Consider the following 18052-nt stretch of genomic DNA (forward strand, 5'->3'; position numbering starts at 1 on the left):
GGATTACACAAGGCTCTAGACAGCTAAGGCCTGATCTGTTGCACGAACCGGTGCTGGCAGACTCGTCTCACCTTCCAGGAAGCGATCGACTTCGGCAGCAACTGCGCGCCCCTCAGCAATAGCCCACACAATCAACGACGCGCCGCGACCGGCGTCGCCCGCAACAAACACACCAGGCACCGACGTGTCGTAGTCCCGGCCTCGGGCAATATTTCCCCGTTCGTCGATGTCAATACCGCACTGGTCGTGCATCAGGTGGTAGTCCGGGCCTTTGTAACCCAGCGCGAGAAGCACCAGGTCAGCAGGAATTTCACGCTCAGTCCCAGGCTTTGGGTACCGACCGCCGTCACGGAATTCCGTTTCCGCAACTTTCAACGCCCGCACCTCTCCGGCTTCATTGCTCACAAACTCGACCGTGGAGGCCAGATACATCCGCTCGCCACCTTCTTCGTGCGCTGATTGCACTTCAAAAAGTGTGGGGTCCATCGGCCATGGTTGGTTTTCTGGGCGTTCGGTCGGTGGTTGTTGGCCAATGGCCAACATGGTGACACTTTCCGCCCGCTGGCGATGAGCAGTACCGAGACAGTCGGCTCCGGTGTCGCCACCACCCAGAATCACGACGTGCTTGCCTTCGGCATCGATGGGTTGGGCGACGGCATCACCGGCAACCCACCGGTTGGCGGGAACCAAATAATCCATCGCGTAGTGGATACCCAGGGCATCGCGTCCCGGAATGGGCAAATCACGCGGAATGGGAGCACCGGTGGCCACCACGACGGCGTCGTAACGGGCAATGAGTTCATCCCAGGTGATGTCGGTTCCGATATTTACTCCGGCTCGAAAGCGTGTTCCCTCAGCCTGCATTTGCGCCAAGCGTTGATCGACGTGGTGCTTTTCCATTTTGAAATCAGGAATGCCGTAGCGCAGAAGACCGCCGATGCGGTCATCACGTTCGTACACCGCAACGGTGTGCCCGACCCGGGTCAACTGTTGAGCGGCCGCGAGGCCTGCGGGACCACTACCGACCACCGCTACTGTTTTCCCGGTTAGACGCTCTGGAGGAAGTGGTTTCACCCAACCGTTCGCCCACGCGGTGTCGATAATGGATACTTCGACCTGTTTGATGGTGACCGGGGGTTGGTTGATACCCAACACGCACGAGGACTCGCAGGGGGCAGGACACAACCGTCCCGTAAATTCGGGGAAGTTGTTTGTCTCGTGCAGGCGTTCAATGGCGCCCAGCCCGTCACCGCGGCGCACCAAATCGTTCCATTCCGGAATGAGGTTGCCCAGCGGGCAGCCCTGATGACAAAAAGGCACACCACAGTCCATACAACGCGACGCTTGCCTTTTCAGTACATCGGGGTCACGAGCCCCATAAACCTCTTTCCAGTCACTAATTCGGACCGGTACGGGCCGCCGGGGTGGAAGCTCACGTTCGGTGTATTTCAAAAACCCTCTTGGATCACCCACCGGTCACCTCCAAAATTCTGCTCCACACTTCATCACCGTCGGGGTCGAGCCCTTCGGCTACTGCTTGCTGCCTGGTCTCAATCACTCGCCGGTAGTCGCGCGGTGTGATCATCACAAAGTCGTTTAACCCTTCGTCACCCTGCTCCAGGATTCGTGAGGCAGCCGGCGAGCCGGTTTCTTCGACGTGGCGCGTTAACAGGTCTCGAAGGATCTCACGCTCTGTCGAACCCAAAGGACCCAATTCAATTTCGCCACTTCGAAGAGCCTCAGCGTTTACCCGTTCGGTGCGAAGTTTCCACACGTAGGCCATCCCGCCAGACATGCCGGCGCCAAGGTTTCGACCCGTCTCACCGAGAATGACGGCAAGGCCACCGGTCATGTATTCGAGGGCGTGATCGCCGACACCCTCTACTACCGCGGTGGCACCGGAGTTTCGCACCAGGAACCGCTCCCCCACGACACCACTGATAAACATGGTTCCTGAGGTTGCTCCGTAACCGATCACGTTTCCGGCGATCACGTTACGTTCAGGCGCAAACACACTGCCCTTCGCGGGTCGGATGGTGATGGCTCCGCCGGAGAGGCCCTTCCCGACGTAGTCGTTGGCGTCACCCCACAGGCGCAGCGAAATCCCGCCCGGCATAAAGGCACCGAGCGACTGGCCGGCAGCACCGTTGAGAGTGATATCGATGGTGCCTGAGGGCAATCCGTGTTCACCGTGTGCGACGGTCACCGCGTTACCGAGCATGGTGCCTACGGCTCGCTCAGTGTTCCGGATTTCGGTCTCGATGGTGACTTTTTCCCCGCGCAACAGTGCAGGTTCCGCCAGTCGAATCAGCTCTTGATCGAAGTGTTGGTCAATCTCGTGGTCTTGACCTTCAGCGTGATGGACCGCCACACCGGGGCGCAGTGCCTCAGTGGAGAGAATGGGTTCAAGGTCGAGCCCGTCTGTCTTCCAATGCGACACCGCGCGGTCGACATCAATAAGGTGTGCCTGACCGATTGCCTCTTCGAGGGTTCTAAAGCCGAGCGCTGCGAGGTATTCCCGCACTTCTTCAGCGATGTATTCAAAGAAGGTTTGGACGAACTCGGGTGTGCCAGAAAAGCGCTTACGCAGTTCAGGGTTTTGGCTGGCGACACCCACCGGGCAGGTGTCCAAATGGCACACGCGCATCAGAATGCAGCCGGAGACCACCATGGGTGCGGTCGCGAAACCGAAACCTTCAGCACCCAATAGTGCAGCAATGATGACATCACGACCGGTCTTCATTTGGCCGTCCACGGCGAGTTTCACGCGCCCACGAAGGTTGTTGACCATCAGGGTCTGTTGGGCTTCCGCTAAACCGATCTCCCACGGCGTACCGGCGTGTTTGAGCGAGTTCAGCGGGCTGGCCCCGGTACCACCGTCGTGTCCAGAAATGAGGATCACGTCGGCTTTTGCCTTGGCCACACCCGTCGCAACCGCACCAATACCCGACTGACTCACCAGCTTCACGTGGACGTTGGCGAGCGGGTTGGAGCGTTTCAGGTCATAGATGAGTTGCTTGAGGTCTTCAATGGAATAAATGTCGTGGTGTGGCGGGGGTGAAATTAGTCCCACACCCGGGGTTCCATGGCGGAGCTTCGCAATCCACGGATACACCTTGTTCGCGGGCAGCTGCCCACCTTCACCGGGTTTTGCGCCCTGCGCCATTTTGATTTGCAGGTCGGTCGCGTGGGTCAGATACAAACTGGTCACACCAAAGCGTCCTGAGGCGATTTGTTTGATCCGACTGGAGCGCTCGGGGTCGAGCAGACGCTCGGGTGATTCACCGCCCTCACCGGTGTTACTCAACGCCCCCATACGGTTCATTGCCACGGCAAGCGTTTCGTGCATCTCAGGGCTAACCGCCCCCATCGACATTGCCCCAGAGTTAAACCGGGTGAGAATCGATTCGATGGGCTCAACTTCGTCCAGCGGGATCGGTTTTCTCTCGCCGGTGCGCAGGCTGAACAGGCCACGAAGGGTCATTAGTTCTTCGGACTGGTCGTCAACACCTTTGGTGTATTCCCTAAACAGGTCAAAGCGCTTTTGGCGGGTTGCGTGCTGGAGCAAAAAGACGCTCTGGGGGTTAAACAGGTGCGGTGGGCCTTCACGGCGCCACTGGTATTCGCCACCCACAGGCAGACGCTGGTGCGGGTTTGCGTGACCGGTCTCCGGGTAGGCCAAAGCGTGTCGCTTCTGGTTTTCCGCCTCAATGATCTCGAGCCCAACACCACCCAAAATGCTGGTCGTCCCGGTGAAATAGAGGTCGATGAGCTCCTGGGATAGCCCCACTGCTTCGAATGCTTGGGCTCCGGCATAGGAGGCAACAGTGGAGATGCCCATCTTGCTCATGATTTTCAACACGCCTTTGCCAAGTGCCGTGATGACGTTTCTCACGGCCTTTTCCGGTTCAACCCCTTCGATTTCTCCGGTGCGCGCCAGGTGCTCAACGGTCTCCATCGCGAGATAGGGGTTCAGCGCCGAGGCACCGAAACCAATCAGCATGGCGGCGTGGTGAACCTCGCGAACGTCGCCCGCTTCCACCACCAGGCCCACCCGCATGCGTTTGTGGCCGCGAATCAGGTGGTGGTGCACTGCGGAGAGCAACAGCAGCGAGGGGATGGGGGCAAGGTCTTGGGTGGAGTGGCGGTCGCTCAACACCACGAAACGCACACCACGCTCAACGGCTTCATCGGCTTCCCGGCAGATCTCATCGAGACGTTCGCGTAATCCGTCAACACCACGATCTACCGAGTAGAGGCCCTCCACTGTGTGGGTGCTGGGTTGGCCTTGGTCATCTTTCAGGTGACCAATCTTGGCCAACTCATCGTTGTCGATAACGGGAAACTCGAGCACAACCTGATGGGTGTGATCGGCCCCTGCATCGAGCAGGTTGGCCTCTGGTCCCAGTGACGTCGTCATGGAGGTGACAACCTGCTCGCGGATGGAATCCAGCGGCGGGTTGGTCACCTGAGCAAACTGTTGGGCGAAGTAGTCAAAGAGCAACCGGGGGCGCTCAGAAATCGCCGCTATGGGCGTATCGGACCCCATCGCACCGAGAGGTTCTTGACCGTTAGCTCCCATCGGAGCGAGAAGCACCCTGATTTCTTCCTCGGTGTACCCGAAGGTGCGTTGGCGGTGAACAATCGACGCGGGTGTCGCAATGATGTGTTCACGCTCCGGCAGCGATTCAAGTTCAATACGGCCGTCTTCGACCCACTGGCCCCAGGGGGCAGCGTGGGCCAGTTGAGCCTTCAGCTCATCGTCTTCGATGATTCGACCCTCGTGAGTATCCGCGAGCAGCATCGAACCGGGACGCAAGCGCCCTTTGCGCACCACGGTCGCGGGATCAACGTCCAACACACCAATCTCGCTACCCAGAATCACCGAACCATCGCTGGTGATGACATAGCGGCCTGGACGCAGGCCATTTCTATCCAGAGTGGCGCCGACGAGAGATCCGTCGGTGAAGACCAGAGCGGCTGGGCCATCCCACGGCTCCATCAACATCGAATGGAACTCGTAGAAGTCGCGCACTGCAGGGTCCATATCCGCTTGGTTTTCCCAGGCTTCCGGAACCAACATCATGATGGCGTGCGGGAGCGAACGGCCGCCCAGTTCCAACAACTCCACAACCTCGTCGAGCGAGGCAGAGTCACTGGCGCCCTCCGTCACAATCGGATAGAGCTCGTCGAGGGACCCGAGAAGCTCTGAATGCAGCTGGGACTGCCTGGCGTGCATCCAGTTGCGGTTTGCCCGAATAGTGTTGATTTCACCGTTATGGGCGATGCGCCTAAAGGGTTGGGCCAGCGGCCAAGACGGGAAAGTGTTTGTCGAATAGCGCGAGTGCACGAGCGCCAATGTCGACTGGAAGCGTTCGTCAGAAAGGTCGGGGTAGAACGGCTCCAGCTGGAGCGTGGTCACCATGCCTTTGTAGACCATGGTTCTCGCCGACAGGGACGGGAAATACAGTCCCAGTTCTCGCTCCACTCGTTTTCTCAGCCTGAACGTTAGCCGGTCTAAGGCAATGCCTGAGCGCGGGTCTTCCGCAGTCGAGGACACGAAAAGTTGCTCGAAGCCGGGCATTGCTGCACGGGCGAGCTCGCCCACCTCTTCGGGGCGCACGGGAACCTCTCGCCAACCCAGAACAACGAGCTTTTCCTCAAGCGCGATGGCCTCAATCGCCGCTTTCTCATCCAATCGCACAGACGGGTCGGTGGCGAGAAAACCTGTTCCTACCGCGTAGGAACCTTTTTCGGGAAGATCGAAATCGACCACTTCGCGGAGGAAAAGGTCGGGGATTTGGGTGATGATGCCTGCCCCGTCACCGGTACCCGCATCCGAACCGACTGCCCCGCGGTGTTCGAGGTTGCGAAGAGCACGTAATGCCTTATCGACGATGTCGTGACCGGGCGTTCCTCGGAGGGTGGCGACCATGGCCAGCCCACAGGCGTCACGTTCGAAGCGTGGGTTATAGAGTCCGGAGGCGTCCGGGATGCTGTTGTTGCGCTGGTAGGGCCCTTGAAATGTCATTGTCACCGTCCTTACGACGAATCGTCACCGTTCGGGGACACCGTTGGCCCGTGGATACCAGGAGACCTCGAGGTTACACTCGACGCCTGGCTTCTTACTTGTCGGTTGGAGCGGGCTGGCCACTTGTGGTGGTCGTAGAAGCCGCTTCGCTACGAGGCTCAGAATCTTCACCGAGCCGGTAGCGGTCCTCTGATTCTACCTCATCGTCTGGCTCCCACTCTTTGCCAGGGCGATACACCGAAGGTTCTAAGCCAGGGTGAGATCTGCTTTGCACCACAATAATCAGGAGTCCCAACACAATTCCAGCCAACGCTGCCCACTGATTCGCGCGCAGCCCAAAAATCACTTCAGCAACGTCCAGGCGCAAGAATTCGAGGGTGAAGCGTCCCGCGCCGTACCAGATCAAATACAGCGCAAAGGCTTTACCCCATTGGAGGTTGAGCTTTCTGGTCGCCGCAATGATGACCAGGGCTCCGAGAATGTTCCACAGGGACTCGTAGGCAAAGGTGGGGTGAAACAGGGTGTCCGCGGGCAACCCCACCGGAATGGCGGGATTACCCGGATCTATTTCCAGGCCCCACGGTAAGTCGGTTGGGGCACCGAAAAGCTCTTGGTTGAAATAGTTACCGAAGCGACCTGTGGCCTGCGCAATCAGCAAACCCGGTGCGAGGGCATCAGCAAAAGCCCAGAAACGCACCCCAGTCACTCGGGTACCGATCCATGCACCGACCGCACCACCGAGGAGGGCACCGAAAATCGCGAGCCCGCCCTCCCAGACGTAGAGAACCCGCCAGAGATCTGCGCCCTCAAAAAAGTAATCGGCGGGGTGGGTGATGACGTGGAATAGCCTGCCCCCCAGAATGCCGAAGGGAACCGCGTACAGGGCAATATCCACCACAATCCACGGTTCAGCGCCTCGACTGGTGAGACGGTGGTTCACAATCAGCACTGCCGCCACGATGCCCAGCAAGATGAACAGGGCGTAGGCATTCACGCTGAGGTTGAGCGCAAACCAGTCAAGACCGAGGTCTCGAAGCCATTGCCCGATATTGAATGAGCGCCATTCGGCAGGAGGGCTGGGCAGTGAATTCGGCAGCATTAATTCTTCTTCCGTGGTGCGTGGGCGAATCTCTAGGCTACCTGGCCTGGAGCCCGCTTCGTTTGGTCAAACCCGCCGCAACGGTTCTCAACTGGTCAAGACCACCCTCGTCGAGTGCACGCACCAGGGCGGATCCCACAATGGCACCATCGGCGTAGGCGAGCACCTCATCGACGTGCTCGCCAGTGGAAATACCGAGGCCCACACAGACCGAATCAGCGTCCTGCTCTCGAAGTCTGGAGACGACCGTGTGCGCCGCCTTGTCCACGCCCGCTCGGGTCCCCGTAATTCCCATCGTGGACACCGCATAGACAAACCCTTTGGACTCTGCCACGGCCCGCGCAAGGCGTTCGTCGCTGGAGGACGGTGCAGCGAGAAATACCCGCTCAGCGCCTAGGCGTTCAGAAACCTCTAGCCACTCGCTGGCCTCATCGGGGATGAGATCCGGGGTGATGAGACCTTTGGCGCCCGCCGCAAGAAGATCCTTGGTAAAGCGATCAACGCCGTACTGAACAACGGGATTCCAGTACGTCATCACCAGTACCGGTATGTCCACTCTGCGAGTGATTTCTGCAATTGCAGGAAACAGATCGCGAAGTTTAAAACCGGCTTCTAACGCGCGCTGGGTGGAGCGCGAAATCAGCGGTCCGTCCATCACAGGATCGGAATAGGGCACACCAAGCTCCAGAACATCGAATCCTTCTTCGGCAAGAATGACGGCGGCCTCAACACTGGTCGCAAGATCTGGAAACCCCATTGGCAGGTAGCCAATAACCACACCGCGGCCGTTTTCCTTTGCGGCGGCAATGGTCTCCGCAACACTCGGGGTGGACACTTAAGCTCCTTCACCGATCAAGTTGAAGTATCGCGCCGCAGTTTCCATGTCTTTATCTCCGCGGCCACTGAGATTGACCAAAATGTTCGCTCCAGGGCCGAGCTCTTTTCCAAGCTTCTCGGTGCCGGCAAGACCGTGAGCGGTCTCGATTGCCGGAATAATTCCTTCACTGTGGGACAGCCTGCGCAGTGCCTGCATGGCCTCATCGTCAGTGACGGAGCCGTATTCGCTTCGCCCAATGGATTGTAGCCAGGCGTGTTCGGGGCCGACACCGGGGTAGTCAAGACCCGCAGAAATTGAGTGCGACTCGATGGTTTGACCGTCTTCGTCTTGGAGTACCAGGCTTCTGGCCCCGTGGAGAACCCCGGCCTTACCCATTCCGAGGGTCGCTGCATGGTGGGGAGTATCGACGCCGTCGCCACCCGCTTCATAACCCACAAGGCGTACCGAAGGATCGTCAAGGAAGGCGTGGAAAATACCCATCGCGTTGCTGCCACCACCAATACAGGCGGTGACGGCGTCTGGTAGGCGACCGGTCAGCTCAAGCATTTGCTGACGGGCTTCGTAGCCAATGACCGAGTGGAAGTCTCGGACAATGAGCGGGAACGGGTGCGGTCCGGCAACAGTGCCCAAAAGGTAGTGGGAGTGCTCCACATTGGCCACCCAGTCGCGCATCGCTTCGTTGATGGCGTCTTTCAATGTCCTCGAACCAGTGGTCACAGGGTGGACCTCTGCACCCAAAAGGCGCATTCTGGCGACATTCAAGGCCTGTCGTTCAGTGTCGACCTGCCCCATGTAGACCAGGCACTCCATGCCCATCAGTGCTGCAGCAGTGGCGGTCGCCACACCGTGTTGGCCGGCGCCAGTTTCGGCGATAAGCCTCGTTTTTCCAATTCTTTTCGCCAGAAGCGCCTGACCCAACACGTTGTTGATTTTGTGACTGCCGGTGTGATTCAGGTCTTCGCGCTTCAAGAAAATTCGCGCCCCACCGCAATATTCCGAGTAGCGGGTTGCTTCGGTGATGATGGAGGGCCGACCCGTGTAGTCGCGATGGAGCCGATCTAGTTCGGCTTGAAAGGTAGGGTCTGCCTTGGCGTCCCGGTAGGCGGCTTCTAGCTCATCGAGCGCGCCAATGAGAGATTCGGGGACGAATCGTCCACCGAATGCGCCGTAGTACGGGCCTGATTCTTCACGAAGTGTTGTCATGATTGGCAGTACTCTCTCACGGTTGCCTGGGGGTTCTCTCCGGTGACGAGCGCTTCACCCACCAGCACAAAATCAGCTCCCTGCTCGCGGTAAGCCGCCACATCGGCCGGTGTGTTCACGGCCGATTCCGCAACCGTCGCCACACCTGACGGGATTAAGTCGCGAAGTGTGCCAAACAGGTTCCGATCGAGTTCGAAAGTGGTCAAATCTCGTGCGTTAATCCCAATGAGTTCGGCCCCCAGATCGACGGCCCGTCGGACTTCGTCGGCGCTATGTGCCTCCACTAGTGCCTGCATCCCCCAGGTGTTGGCCTCATCAATGATCGATCGTGCCACCGCATCATTCACCGCGGCCATGATCACCAGGATCATGCTCGCGCCGTGGGCGCGGGCGTCAACGACCTGATAGGTACTGGTGAGGAAGTCTTTGCGAAGAACGGGAATATCGACCGCTGAGGACACCTGCGCGAGGTCGTCGAGGGAACCTTTGAACTGTCTCGACTCGGTCAACACGCTGATGGCACTGGCACCACCCGCTTCGTATTCTTTAGCCAACCAGACCGGGTCAGGAATGTCAGCCAGAGGGCCCTTAGAGGGGCTCGCCCGTTTGATTTCCGCAATCACGCCGACATGGTCCAGCCCCGGAGCCAAGTGTGCTGAGACAGACACCGCGGGCATCAGTGTGGCTTTGGCCACCAACTCCTCTAACGGAACAGTCGCCTCACGATTGCGGGCATCCTCACGGGCACCCGCAACAAGCTCGTTTAACACCTAGTGGGTGTCCTTTGGCTGCCATTTTGGTCCGCGGACGCCATAGCCCATCGCCGCTAAGAGGGGTCCGAGGAGTAGGCCGCCAACGAACACCGCCATCGAAATCCAGAACGGTGTCCAGATGGCGAGGAAGAAGAACACTGTGGCGGCGGAAAGTCCAGCAATCGACACCGCTACGGCTATCCAGGCCGCAGGAGAGTGGCCGTGTCCGGGGTCATTCTCGGGGGTCATAAACGCTCCTCTTCACACACGATTTTCCTCCATCTTACCGGGAGGTGGGGTCTTCTCCGTCGCTCAGGGACTCCCACGGGTCGGGCTCATCCACCTGATCCGAGCGTTCATATTTCGACCGGCCACTGCCACGCCGCCCGGGGACCAGCACACCCCACAACCCTGAAATAATGATCGCGAGAAGCACTACGCCCCACAACCCAATCCACGCCGGCGACCAGGTCGTCACACTGTCTGAGGCTGATAGTGCACCGATCACACCGCTCGCATTGGACGCGACCGATTCGATGACCGAATCGGTTTCGATAAAAGCGCGGGCATAAAACACGATTGCAACCCCACCTAACAACCCTTGCAGGACGCTCACGACTCGGGTGGCTCTCTCCCGTGTCAACAGGGTCGCACCCCACGCGGCAACGGCTGCAAGGGCGGCACTAAAAGAGGCGGGAGCGACTTCAGCCACGCCGGCTGTGCCAGTCGCTCCGGTGGGGAGCTCGACGGTGACCCACGGTGCTCCGACACTTACCAAACCCACAATTAAGGCCACAATCATGGGGTAATGGCGACTGCCGCGACGTGGTGTACACGAATCAGCCATTCGAATCAACCATTCGACGCGGTCATTTCGAATCAGGTGCCTGTGTGTCCGGTTGTAGCGCGTTGGCTGTGGCAACGGCTCTGAGGGGCGCGGCCGCCTTGTGGTGGGTTTCTTGATACTCACTTTCGGGATCGGAATCGGCAACAATGCCCGCTCCTGCCTGGACGGTGGCCACACCTTCGCGCATCCACACGGTTCGAATCGCAATCGCCACATCGGCGTCACCGCGGTGGGCAAAGTAGCCCACCACTCCCCCATAGACGCCACGCCGATCGGGTTCCAGATCGTCGATGATTTCCAGCGCCCGAGGTTTCGGTGCGCCACTGAGGGTCCCTGCGGGAAATGTTGCGCGTAACACGTCGGTGAGACTCGCGTCCGGGCGCTTTTGGCCTTCGACGGAACTCACCAAATGCATGATGTGGCTAAAACGCTCCACTTCCATGAATTCGGTGACGTCAACACTGCCCGACACACAGACGCGGGAGAGGTCATTTCTGGCCAAATCAACCAGCATGAGGTGCTCAGCCTGCTCTTTCTGATCTGCGGCCAACTCGTGGGCAATTTCCGCATCGCGCTCCGGGGTGTCCCCTCGGGGACGTGAACCCGCAATCGGGTGGGAGTACACGCGATTGTTTTTTACGCTCACAAGCGCTTCGGGCGATGACCCGACGACGTGGAAGGGAACCCCATCAGCCCCCCGTGATTCCAGCAAATACATGTAAGGGCTGGGGTTCAGCGAACGCAACACGCGATACACCTCAAGGGCGCTTGCGGTGACCTCGGCATCAAAGCGCTGCCCGACGACCACTTGAAAGACATCCCCGTCAACAATGTGTTGCTTGGCTCGGGCCACCATGTCGTGGAATTGCTCCCGGGTCATGTTGGGTGTTGCCCCCTGGGCCTCACCTTCGTGGCGAGTGGAGAGCGTTGAGGCTGTCGGTGCTCGAAGGGCGTCGTGAAGTGAATCCAACCGCGCCACAGCTTCGGTGTAGTGGCTCTTTGTGACGGGCTCCTGAGAGTAGACCAAGGCCAACAAAATCACATCCGACGAGTGGTGGTCAAAGACCACCAAATCTTTTGTGAGTGCCATCGCGACCCGTGGCACCGGGTGAACACTGCGTGGCGGGTGTGGCAGGTGTTCCAACTCCCGCACCGCATCCCAGCCGATATAGCCGACAAGACCGCCAGAAAATGGGGGCACGGCGGGCAAGGCATTGCTTGCCCAGCGCAGGTCTAGTGCTTCGAGGGCATCGAGTGCTTTCTCGGGGACAGGTCCCCCGAAAGCCTCACTGGCACTCATTCCCAGCGAATCCCACTGCGCGTGACCATCTGATTCGGTCAACACACCATGGCTGGAGGCGCCAATAAAAGAATACCTCGACCATTTGCCGGCCTGATCGGCCGATTCCAGTAAAAAGGAGCCTGGGCCCCCGGAGAGTTTTCGATAAAGCCCCATCGGGGTTTCACTATCTGCAAAGAGTGTGCGCATTACTGCCACGACAGGCGCATCGTTGCCCGCCTCAAGAAAGGCCTCCAGCGTGGTGTCTCCCAGGTGGCTAATCGGCTGACCTGACTGGTTCACGACCTGGCCTCAAAACAACTGGTTGACCCGGTGTGGCAGGCGGGCCCGGTCTGATCGACCCGGAGCAAGATCGTGTCACCGTCACAGTCGAGAGAAAGTGACTGTGCCCATTGGACGTGACCGCTGGTGTCGCCCTTTCGCCAATATTCCTTGCGGGAGCGAGAAAAATATGTCACTCGGCCTTCTGACACGGTGCGGCGAATCGCTTCTGCGTCCATCCACGCCAGCATTAATACCTGCAGGGTCTGGTCGTCTTGGACCACCACGGGGACCAACCCGTCAGCGTTGAACACCACATCGCCGGGTATTTCGCCCGTGACTTTCACTACTGAGTTCATCTGACTACCACCCCCTGCGCGACCAATTCTTCCTTAACCTGTGACACGGTCAACGCGCCACTGTGAAACACCGATGCCGCAAGCACCGCATCGGCGCCAGCCACAATCGCAGGAGCAAAGTGAGACAGCGCCCCTGCACCCCCTGAAGCGACCAGGGGAACAGACACGTGTGGCCGCAACAGAGAAATCAGCTCCACGTCGAAGCCTTCTTTGGTGCCGTCTGCGTCAATGGAGTTAACCAGTAGTTCTCCGGCTCCGCGGTCAACACTTTCGATTGCCCACTGGAGGGCATCAATGTCGGTTGTGGTCCGCCCACCATGAGTCGTCACGACGAAGCCCGAGGGCGTGCCCGGGTCCCTTTTCACATCGAGGGATACAACACACACTTGGGCGCCAAAACGTTGAGCAATATCGTCGATGAGTTCTGGTCGACTAATCGCTGCCGAATTGACACTGATCTTGTCGGCACCGTGGGCTAAGAGACGGGCAACATCGTCACTGGTTCGCACCCCTCCGCCCACCGTGAGCGGGATAAAGAGGGTTTCTGCTGTCCGCCTGACAAGATCCAACGTGGTCGCCCGGTCATCAACCGTGGCGGTCACATCCAAGAAAGTGATCTCGTCGGCGCCCTGTGCACCGTAACGGGTCGCCAGCTCCACCGGGTCGCCCTGGTCAACAAGGTCGAGGAAGTTGACACCCTTGACGACCCTGCCCGAATCAACATCCAGGCAAGGAATGACCCGTGTGGCCAGAGTCACTAGATCCGCGCTGCGTGAATCGATGACATCAGGATGGCGCGGGCACCTAAGGCGTAGAGCCGGTCCATGACCTCGTGCTGGTCTCCACGGCGCACCATCGCCCGCACCGCAACCCATGCAGGGTCCTGCAACGGCGACACGGTGGGCGATTCCAGACCCGGAGAAATCGCAATCGCCTGGTCAAGTAGCTCTAACGGAAGGTCGTAGTCCATCAACACAAACTGTCTCGCGACTAAAACACCCTGGAGGCGCTGTTGCAGGGTCGCAAGACCTGGGGGGTTTTCTGGGCCCGCAATCAACACTGCTTCGGATTCCAGAATTACTGGACCAAAGATCTCTAACCCTTGGGCGGCAAGAGTGCGCCCCGTGGAGACCACATCGGCCACGGCTTCAGCGACACCCAATCGGACTGCCGATTCCACGGCACCATCGAGGCGAACAATGTCGGCCACCACTCCACGCTCGGCCAAAAACCGTTCGACCAGGTGCGGATAGCTCGTAGCGACCCTTTTGCCTTTGAGGGCTTCGAGGTCATCAATGCCTGGAGGGCCCGCGAAACGGAAAGTGGAAAAACCAAAATCCAGAGGCTGAATCTCTCTCGCAGGAGTTTCCGAGTCGCGCAACAAGTCACGCCCGGTGATCCCAATATCGAGGGCGCCACTGGCCACATAGGTGGCGATGTCTCGAGGGCGCAAGTAGTAAAACTCGACCCCGTTTCGCTCATCGGGGACACTGAGTGCACGAGGATCAACGCGGCCCGAATAGCCCGCCTCAGTAAGCATTTGCTGAGCGGCGTCGGAAAGAGTGCCCTTATTGGGTACAGCGATCCGTAGCGGTTGTGCTGGAGTGTTCAGAGAACTCATAGGGCGCGGTACACATCCTCGAGGCTGACCCCGCGCGCGACCATCATCACCTGAAGGTGATAAAGCAACTGAGCGATTTCGACGGCAAGTTCTTCGTCTGTCTCGTGCTCGGCCGCCATCCACACTTCGGCGGCCTCTTCGACAACTTTTTTTCCAATGGCGTGCACACCGGCGGCGAGAAGTTCAGCTGTCCTCGACCCTTCAGTGGCTTCTAGGGACCGAACGTGGACTTCACGGTAAAGCTCATCGAAAGTTTTCACGACACCAGGTTACCGGCCACAGCGCGCCGGAGGGCCATCACGCGGAGGGTTTAGCGGATGCCGACCAGGTCAATCACGAAGAGGAGCGTTTTTCCGCTCAACGGGTGCCCGCCACCGGAAGGACCATAGGCCAGGTGGGGTGGGCATGCCAGCGTTCGTCGCCCTCCGACTTTCATCCCTGGAATTCCTTCCTGCCAACCGGCAATGAGTCCCGAGAGGGGAAAGGTGATGGTTTGGCCACGCGACCAGGAACTATCAAATTCTTCGCCCGTTTCGTAGTCCACTCCGAGGTAGTGGACTTCCACAGTGGCACCCGGCTTGGCTTCCTCGCCGGAGCCCACTTCGAGGTCATCAATCACCAGTTCGCTGGGGGCTGGACCCATGGGGGGATCAATTTCGGGCTTTGTCTGTGACATGTCGCACTCCTTGCTCCTTCGGGACGGTCTGTGTGGGTGGTATTACGTGGCGCTTAGTGGCCCACGGCAGCCTGGGCCTCTGCCCGTAGTTCGGCGATCGCCTCAGCCGGAGAGATCTCTCGACCAAAAACACTGCTGCCGGCCACAAAAGTGTTTGCGCCTGCGCGAGCGGCACGTTGAATGGTGCCGGGACCTACTCCCCCGTCGACCTGGATCCACAGGTCTCGGCCGATGTCTGCCGCCCGCGTGGCAACAGCAGTGACTTTGTCCAGCACACTGTCCATGAAAGATTGCCCGCCAAAGCCTGGTTCCACGGTCATAATCAGTACCTGGTCGACACGCTCCACTAAATCGAGGTAGGGCTCGATGGGTGTGCCGGGCTTTACCGAGATGCCTGTCTTTGCCCCAGCCTTCTCCAGAGCCTCGATGACCGCGAGAGGGTCCTCGGTGGCTTCCACGTGAAACGTCACACAGTCGGCTCCGGTGCTCGCAAAATCAACTGCCCAACGCTCGGGGTTATCAATCATGAGGTGCACATCGAGTGGGACGGGTGAGACGTCTTGGATGCGGCCCACCATTTGGGGCCCAAACGTCAAGTTGGGAACAAAGTGATAGTCCATGACATCCACGTGCACCGCGTCTGCGGAGGAGATGCTCTGCAGTGCTGCTTCCATATTCACAAAATCGGCCGCAAGAACACTCGGATTAATTCGCACCTGCACAGCTCAAGCCTAGTCGGATGGTGACTTGACGAGCACTTGGATAAACATCGCATCGGTGCCATGACGGTGAGGCCACAGCTGAACGGCCGTACCCACAGCCACCTGATCGAGGGGCTTTCGCACAACGGATTGAATGATGGGTTCTGTCTGGACAGCGCGCATGGTCGAATCGTGAGCGAGAAGCCACGAAATAGCCTCCGTGGTTTCCTCCACAACGGGCGAGCATGTGACATAGACCAGATGCCCACCGGGGGCGAGTGCTCCGGCACACGCCGACAACAGCGCACGTTGGGTGTCCATCAAGCCATCAAGATCGGAGCGCTTCTTGCGCCACCGTGCCTCCGGTCGCCTGCGCAATGCCCCCAGGCCCAAACACGGCGCATCCAACAGGATGCGATCGAAGGGCTCACTTGTCCCATCGAGGTAATCAATGACATCGGCGGTGACAACCTCGACTGTCCCACTATGCAGACCACGAACCGAATCGCTCACGAGTGCGGCGCGGTGGGCGTGTTGTTCTACCGCGGTGAGGGTGGCACCCACTTGCTGGGCTACATGACCCCACACGGCCGTCTTTCCTCCCGGCCCAGCGCAAGCGTCGAGCATTCTCATCCCTGCGGCCATCGGCACAACGTGAGCGGCAACGAGTGCCGCCAATTGTGAACCTTCGTCTTGCACTCTTGCTGTTGACGCGACCACACGGGCATCCAGTCCCGGATTGCCGGGACTCACCACACCAATGGGCGAATATAAGGTGCGCTGATCATTGGGGTGTGGCGTGGAGCCGAGCAGCGCAAGGTGTGTGCTGGCGGGTTCGTTATGTGCACCAAGAAGGTCTGGAAGCTCCTCTAATCGACCTTCACGCTCGAGGGCCTGCCCAAGGGCGTGGACAATCCACTCCGGGTGGGCGTGCAGCACACCCAAACGCTCGGCCCCCTCCGGGCGATTGGCGGTGAGGATCTCCAGCCACTGTTCCAGGGTCTTTTCCGACACTCGACGCAGTACAGCGTTCACGAAGCCAGACGCGCGGGAAAACCCCAGCGTTTTACACAGTGCCACCATCTCGTTGACGGCAGCGTGGGTCGCTGTGGACATGGCGAGAAGTTGGTGGGTTCCCAGAATGAGCACCCACCAGACTTCTTGTTGTATCCGGTGTGGGTCTCGACCCGAAGCAGCCTTCACAATGGCTTCCCACTGGCCGTAGCGCCTAAGCGAACCGTAAGCCAATTCGGTCGCAAACCGTGTGTCCTCCGCAGTCAGTGGGGTATCCGCCAACAGCTTTGGCCACACAATGTTTGCGTAACCCCCGTCCTCCCACACCTGTTGGTGAAGCGCCCACGCGAGACCTCGAGCAGACCGCGGGTAGCGGGTTTTTCGATCAGCCACAGTGCACCGGTTTCGACACCCCTCGCCACCAGTCCTCGGCAGTCATCACTGTTTTTCCCGCGGGCTGTACCTTTTTCAGCCAGAGTGCACCGTCGTGGCACCCCACCACAATCCGACCCTCACTACGGTCAATCACACCCGGTTCGCCGTGCATGTCGGGAAGGGGTTCTGCGTCGTGAACACCGAGTCGAACCCCTTCCTCGCCGAGTGCGAGATATGCCCCCGGTTCGGGCGTGGTGGCTTGAAAGCGTTGGAACACCTCTTGCACAGAAAGCGAGCAGTCGAGTCGCCCTGCGTCACGGGGCAACTTGGGCGCGAGTGACACAGGACCACTTTGGGGTGTCGGCTTCAGACGTCCGGCCAATAGATCATGGAACGTGTGAATCAGCAGTCGGGCGCCAACCTGGGCTAGTTCGACCAGCAATTCTCCGGCAGTAACGTGGGGCCTAATCACCAGAGGCTCCTGGGCGAGAATCAGCCCGGTGTCTAGTCCTTCATCAATCTGGAAAACGCTCACCCCGGTGGTCGTGTCGCCTTCTAGCAGGGCGTGCTGCACCGGTGTGGCACCGCGGTATGCGGGCAACAGGGAAAAGTGGAGATTCCACCACCCGTGGGTGGGCAATGCCAACACAGAAGGGGTAATCAGGCGACCGTAGGCGACGGCGATCACAAGGTCGGGCTTCAGCCGATCTATCGCAGCCGTTAATTCTATTGAGCTCTCTGGACGCTCCAGGGCGATCGCGCCTTCTGTGGCATAGGCCGACACCGGCGTTGGCGTAATCACCTTTTTTCGTCCCACCGGGCGATCGGGTTGGCTAATGACCCCCACGATGGGCATCCCGGCGTCCACACAGGCCTTCAACACGGTCCTGGCAACAGCCGGAGAACCGGCGAACACAACCCTCATCCTTCGAGACTACTGAGGCTGTAGACAGCGAGCGACCAACCGCTTACCAG

Annotated in this window: 17 protein-coding genes; all 17 read right to left on the bottom strand. The window is 59.3% G+C overall.

Going from position 1 to position 18052, the window contains the following annotated elements:
- Window positions 1–15: 15 nt before the first annotated feature.
- A complete protein-coding gene (locus C3B54_RS05310; RefSeq protein ID WP_104913573.1) occupies window positions 16–1473 on the bottom strand; it encodes a glutamate synthase subunit beta in 1458 nt (485 codons plus the stop codon).
- Window positions 1466–6031, bottom strand: a complete 4566-nt coding sequence (gltB, locus tag C3B54_RS05315) for a glutamate synthase large subunit (RefSeq protein WP_104913574.1) — start codon at window positions 6029–6031, stop codon at window positions 1466–1468. Before gltB ends, C3B54_RS05310 begins: the two co-directional genes overlap by 8 nt.
- A 94-nt stretch (window positions 6032–6125) precedes the next feature.
- Entirely contained in the window at window positions 6126–7130 is a 1005-nt protein-coding gene (gene lgt / locus C3B54_RS05320; RefSeq protein WP_104913575.1) for a prolipoprotein diacylglyceryl transferase, read from the bottom strand.
- Window positions 7131–7167: 37 nt separating this feature from the next.
- Window positions 7168–7965 (bottom strand): tryptophan synthase subunit alpha, encoded by a 798-nt coding sequence (gene trpA / locus C3B54_RS05325; RefSeq protein ID WP_104913576.1) that lies wholly within the window; start codon window positions 7963–7965, stop codon window positions 7168–7170.
- Entirely contained in the window at window positions 7966–9171 is a 1206-nt protein-coding gene (gene trpB, locus C3B54_RS05330; RefSeq protein ID WP_104913577.1) for a tryptophan synthase subunit beta, read from the bottom strand.
- Window positions 9168–9941, bottom strand: a complete 774-nt coding sequence (locus C3B54_RS05335) for an indole-3-glycerol phosphate synthase TrpC (RefSeq protein ID WP_104913578.1) — start codon at window positions 9939–9941, stop codon at window positions 9168–9170. The genes trpB and C3B54_RS05335 overlap by 4 nt, the downstream gene beginning before the upstream one ends.
- A complete protein-coding gene (locus tag C3B54_RS05340) occupies window positions 9942–10172 on the bottom strand; it encodes a DUF6704 family protein (protein ID WP_104913579.1) in 231 nt (76 codons plus the stop codon). It abuts the gene before it with no gap.
- Between the two features lie 34 nt (window positions 10173–10206).
- Window positions 10207–10770, bottom strand: coding sequence for a Trp biosynthesis-associated membrane protein (locus tag C3B54_RS05345; RefSeq protein ID WP_104913580.1), 564 nt, complete (start codon window positions 10768–10770; stop codon window positions 10207–10209).
- Between the two features lie 22 nt (window positions 10771–10792).
- On the bottom strand, window positions 10793–12352 hold the full coding sequence (trpE, locus tag C3B54_RS05350; protein ID WP_245867811.1) for an anthranilate synthase component I: 1560 nt from the start codon (window positions 12350–12352) through the stop codon (window positions 10793–10795).
- Window positions 12349–12690 (bottom strand): phosphoribosyl-AMP cyclohydrolase, encoded by a 342-nt coding sequence (gene hisI, locus C3B54_RS05355; RefSeq protein WP_104913581.1) that lies wholly within the window; start codon window positions 12688–12690, stop codon window positions 12349–12351. Before hisI ends, trpE begins: the two co-directional genes overlap by 4 nt.
- Complete coding sequence (gene hisF, locus C3B54_RS05360) at window positions 12687–13448, bottom strand: imidazole glycerol phosphate synthase subunit HisF (protein ID WP_104913582.1); 762 nt, start codon at window positions 13446–13448, stop codon at window positions 12687–12689. The genes hisI and hisF overlap by 4 nt, the downstream gene beginning before the upstream one ends.
- The gene (hisG, locus tag C3B54_RS05365; RefSeq protein ID WP_104913583.1) at window positions 13448–14311 is read right to left on the bottom strand and encodes an ATP phosphoribosyltransferase; all 864 of its coding nucleotides are present in this window, start codon (window positions 14309–14311) and stop codon (window positions 13448–13450) included. The genes hisF and hisG overlap by 1 nt, the downstream gene beginning before the upstream one ends.
- Window positions 14308–14571 (bottom strand): phosphoribosyl-ATP diphosphatase, encoded by a 264-nt coding sequence (locus tag C3B54_RS05370; RefSeq protein WP_104913584.1) that lies wholly within the window; start codon window positions 14569–14571, stop codon window positions 14308–14310. The genes hisG and C3B54_RS05370 overlap by 4 nt, the downstream gene beginning before the upstream one ends.
- Window positions 14572–14621: 50 nt before the next feature.
- Window positions 14622–14987, bottom strand: a complete 366-nt coding sequence (locus C3B54_RS05375) for an FKBP-type peptidyl-prolyl cis-trans isomerase (protein ID WP_104913585.1) — start codon at window positions 14985–14987, stop codon at window positions 14622–14624.
- A 53-nt stretch (window positions 14988–15040) separates the two neighbouring features.
- Entirely contained in the window at window positions 15041–15709 is a 669-nt protein-coding gene (rpe, locus tag C3B54_RS05380) for a ribulose-phosphate 3-epimerase (RefSeq protein ID WP_104913586.1), read from the bottom strand.
- A 9-nt stretch (window positions 15710–15718) separates the two neighbouring features.
- Window positions 15719–17095 (bottom strand): RsmB/NOP family class I SAM-dependent RNA methyltransferase, encoded by a 1377-nt coding sequence (locus C3B54_RS05385; protein ID WP_104913587.1) that lies wholly within the window; start codon window positions 17093–17095, stop codon window positions 15719–15721.
- The gene (gene fmt / locus C3B54_RS05390) at window positions 17088–18002 is read right to left on the bottom strand and encodes a methionyl-tRNA formyltransferase (RefSeq protein WP_104913588.1); all 915 of its coding nucleotides are present in this window, start codon (window positions 18000–18002) and stop codon (window positions 17088–17090) included. Before fmt ends, C3B54_RS05385 begins: the two co-directional genes overlap by 8 nt.
- Window positions 18003–18052 lie beyond the last annotated feature (50 nt).

Origin of the sequence: Pontimonas salivibrio (assembly GCF_002950575.1) — a bacterium.
GTDB lineage: Bacteria > Actinomycetota > Actinomycetes > Actinomycetales > Microbacteriaceae > Pontimonas > Pontimonas salivibrio.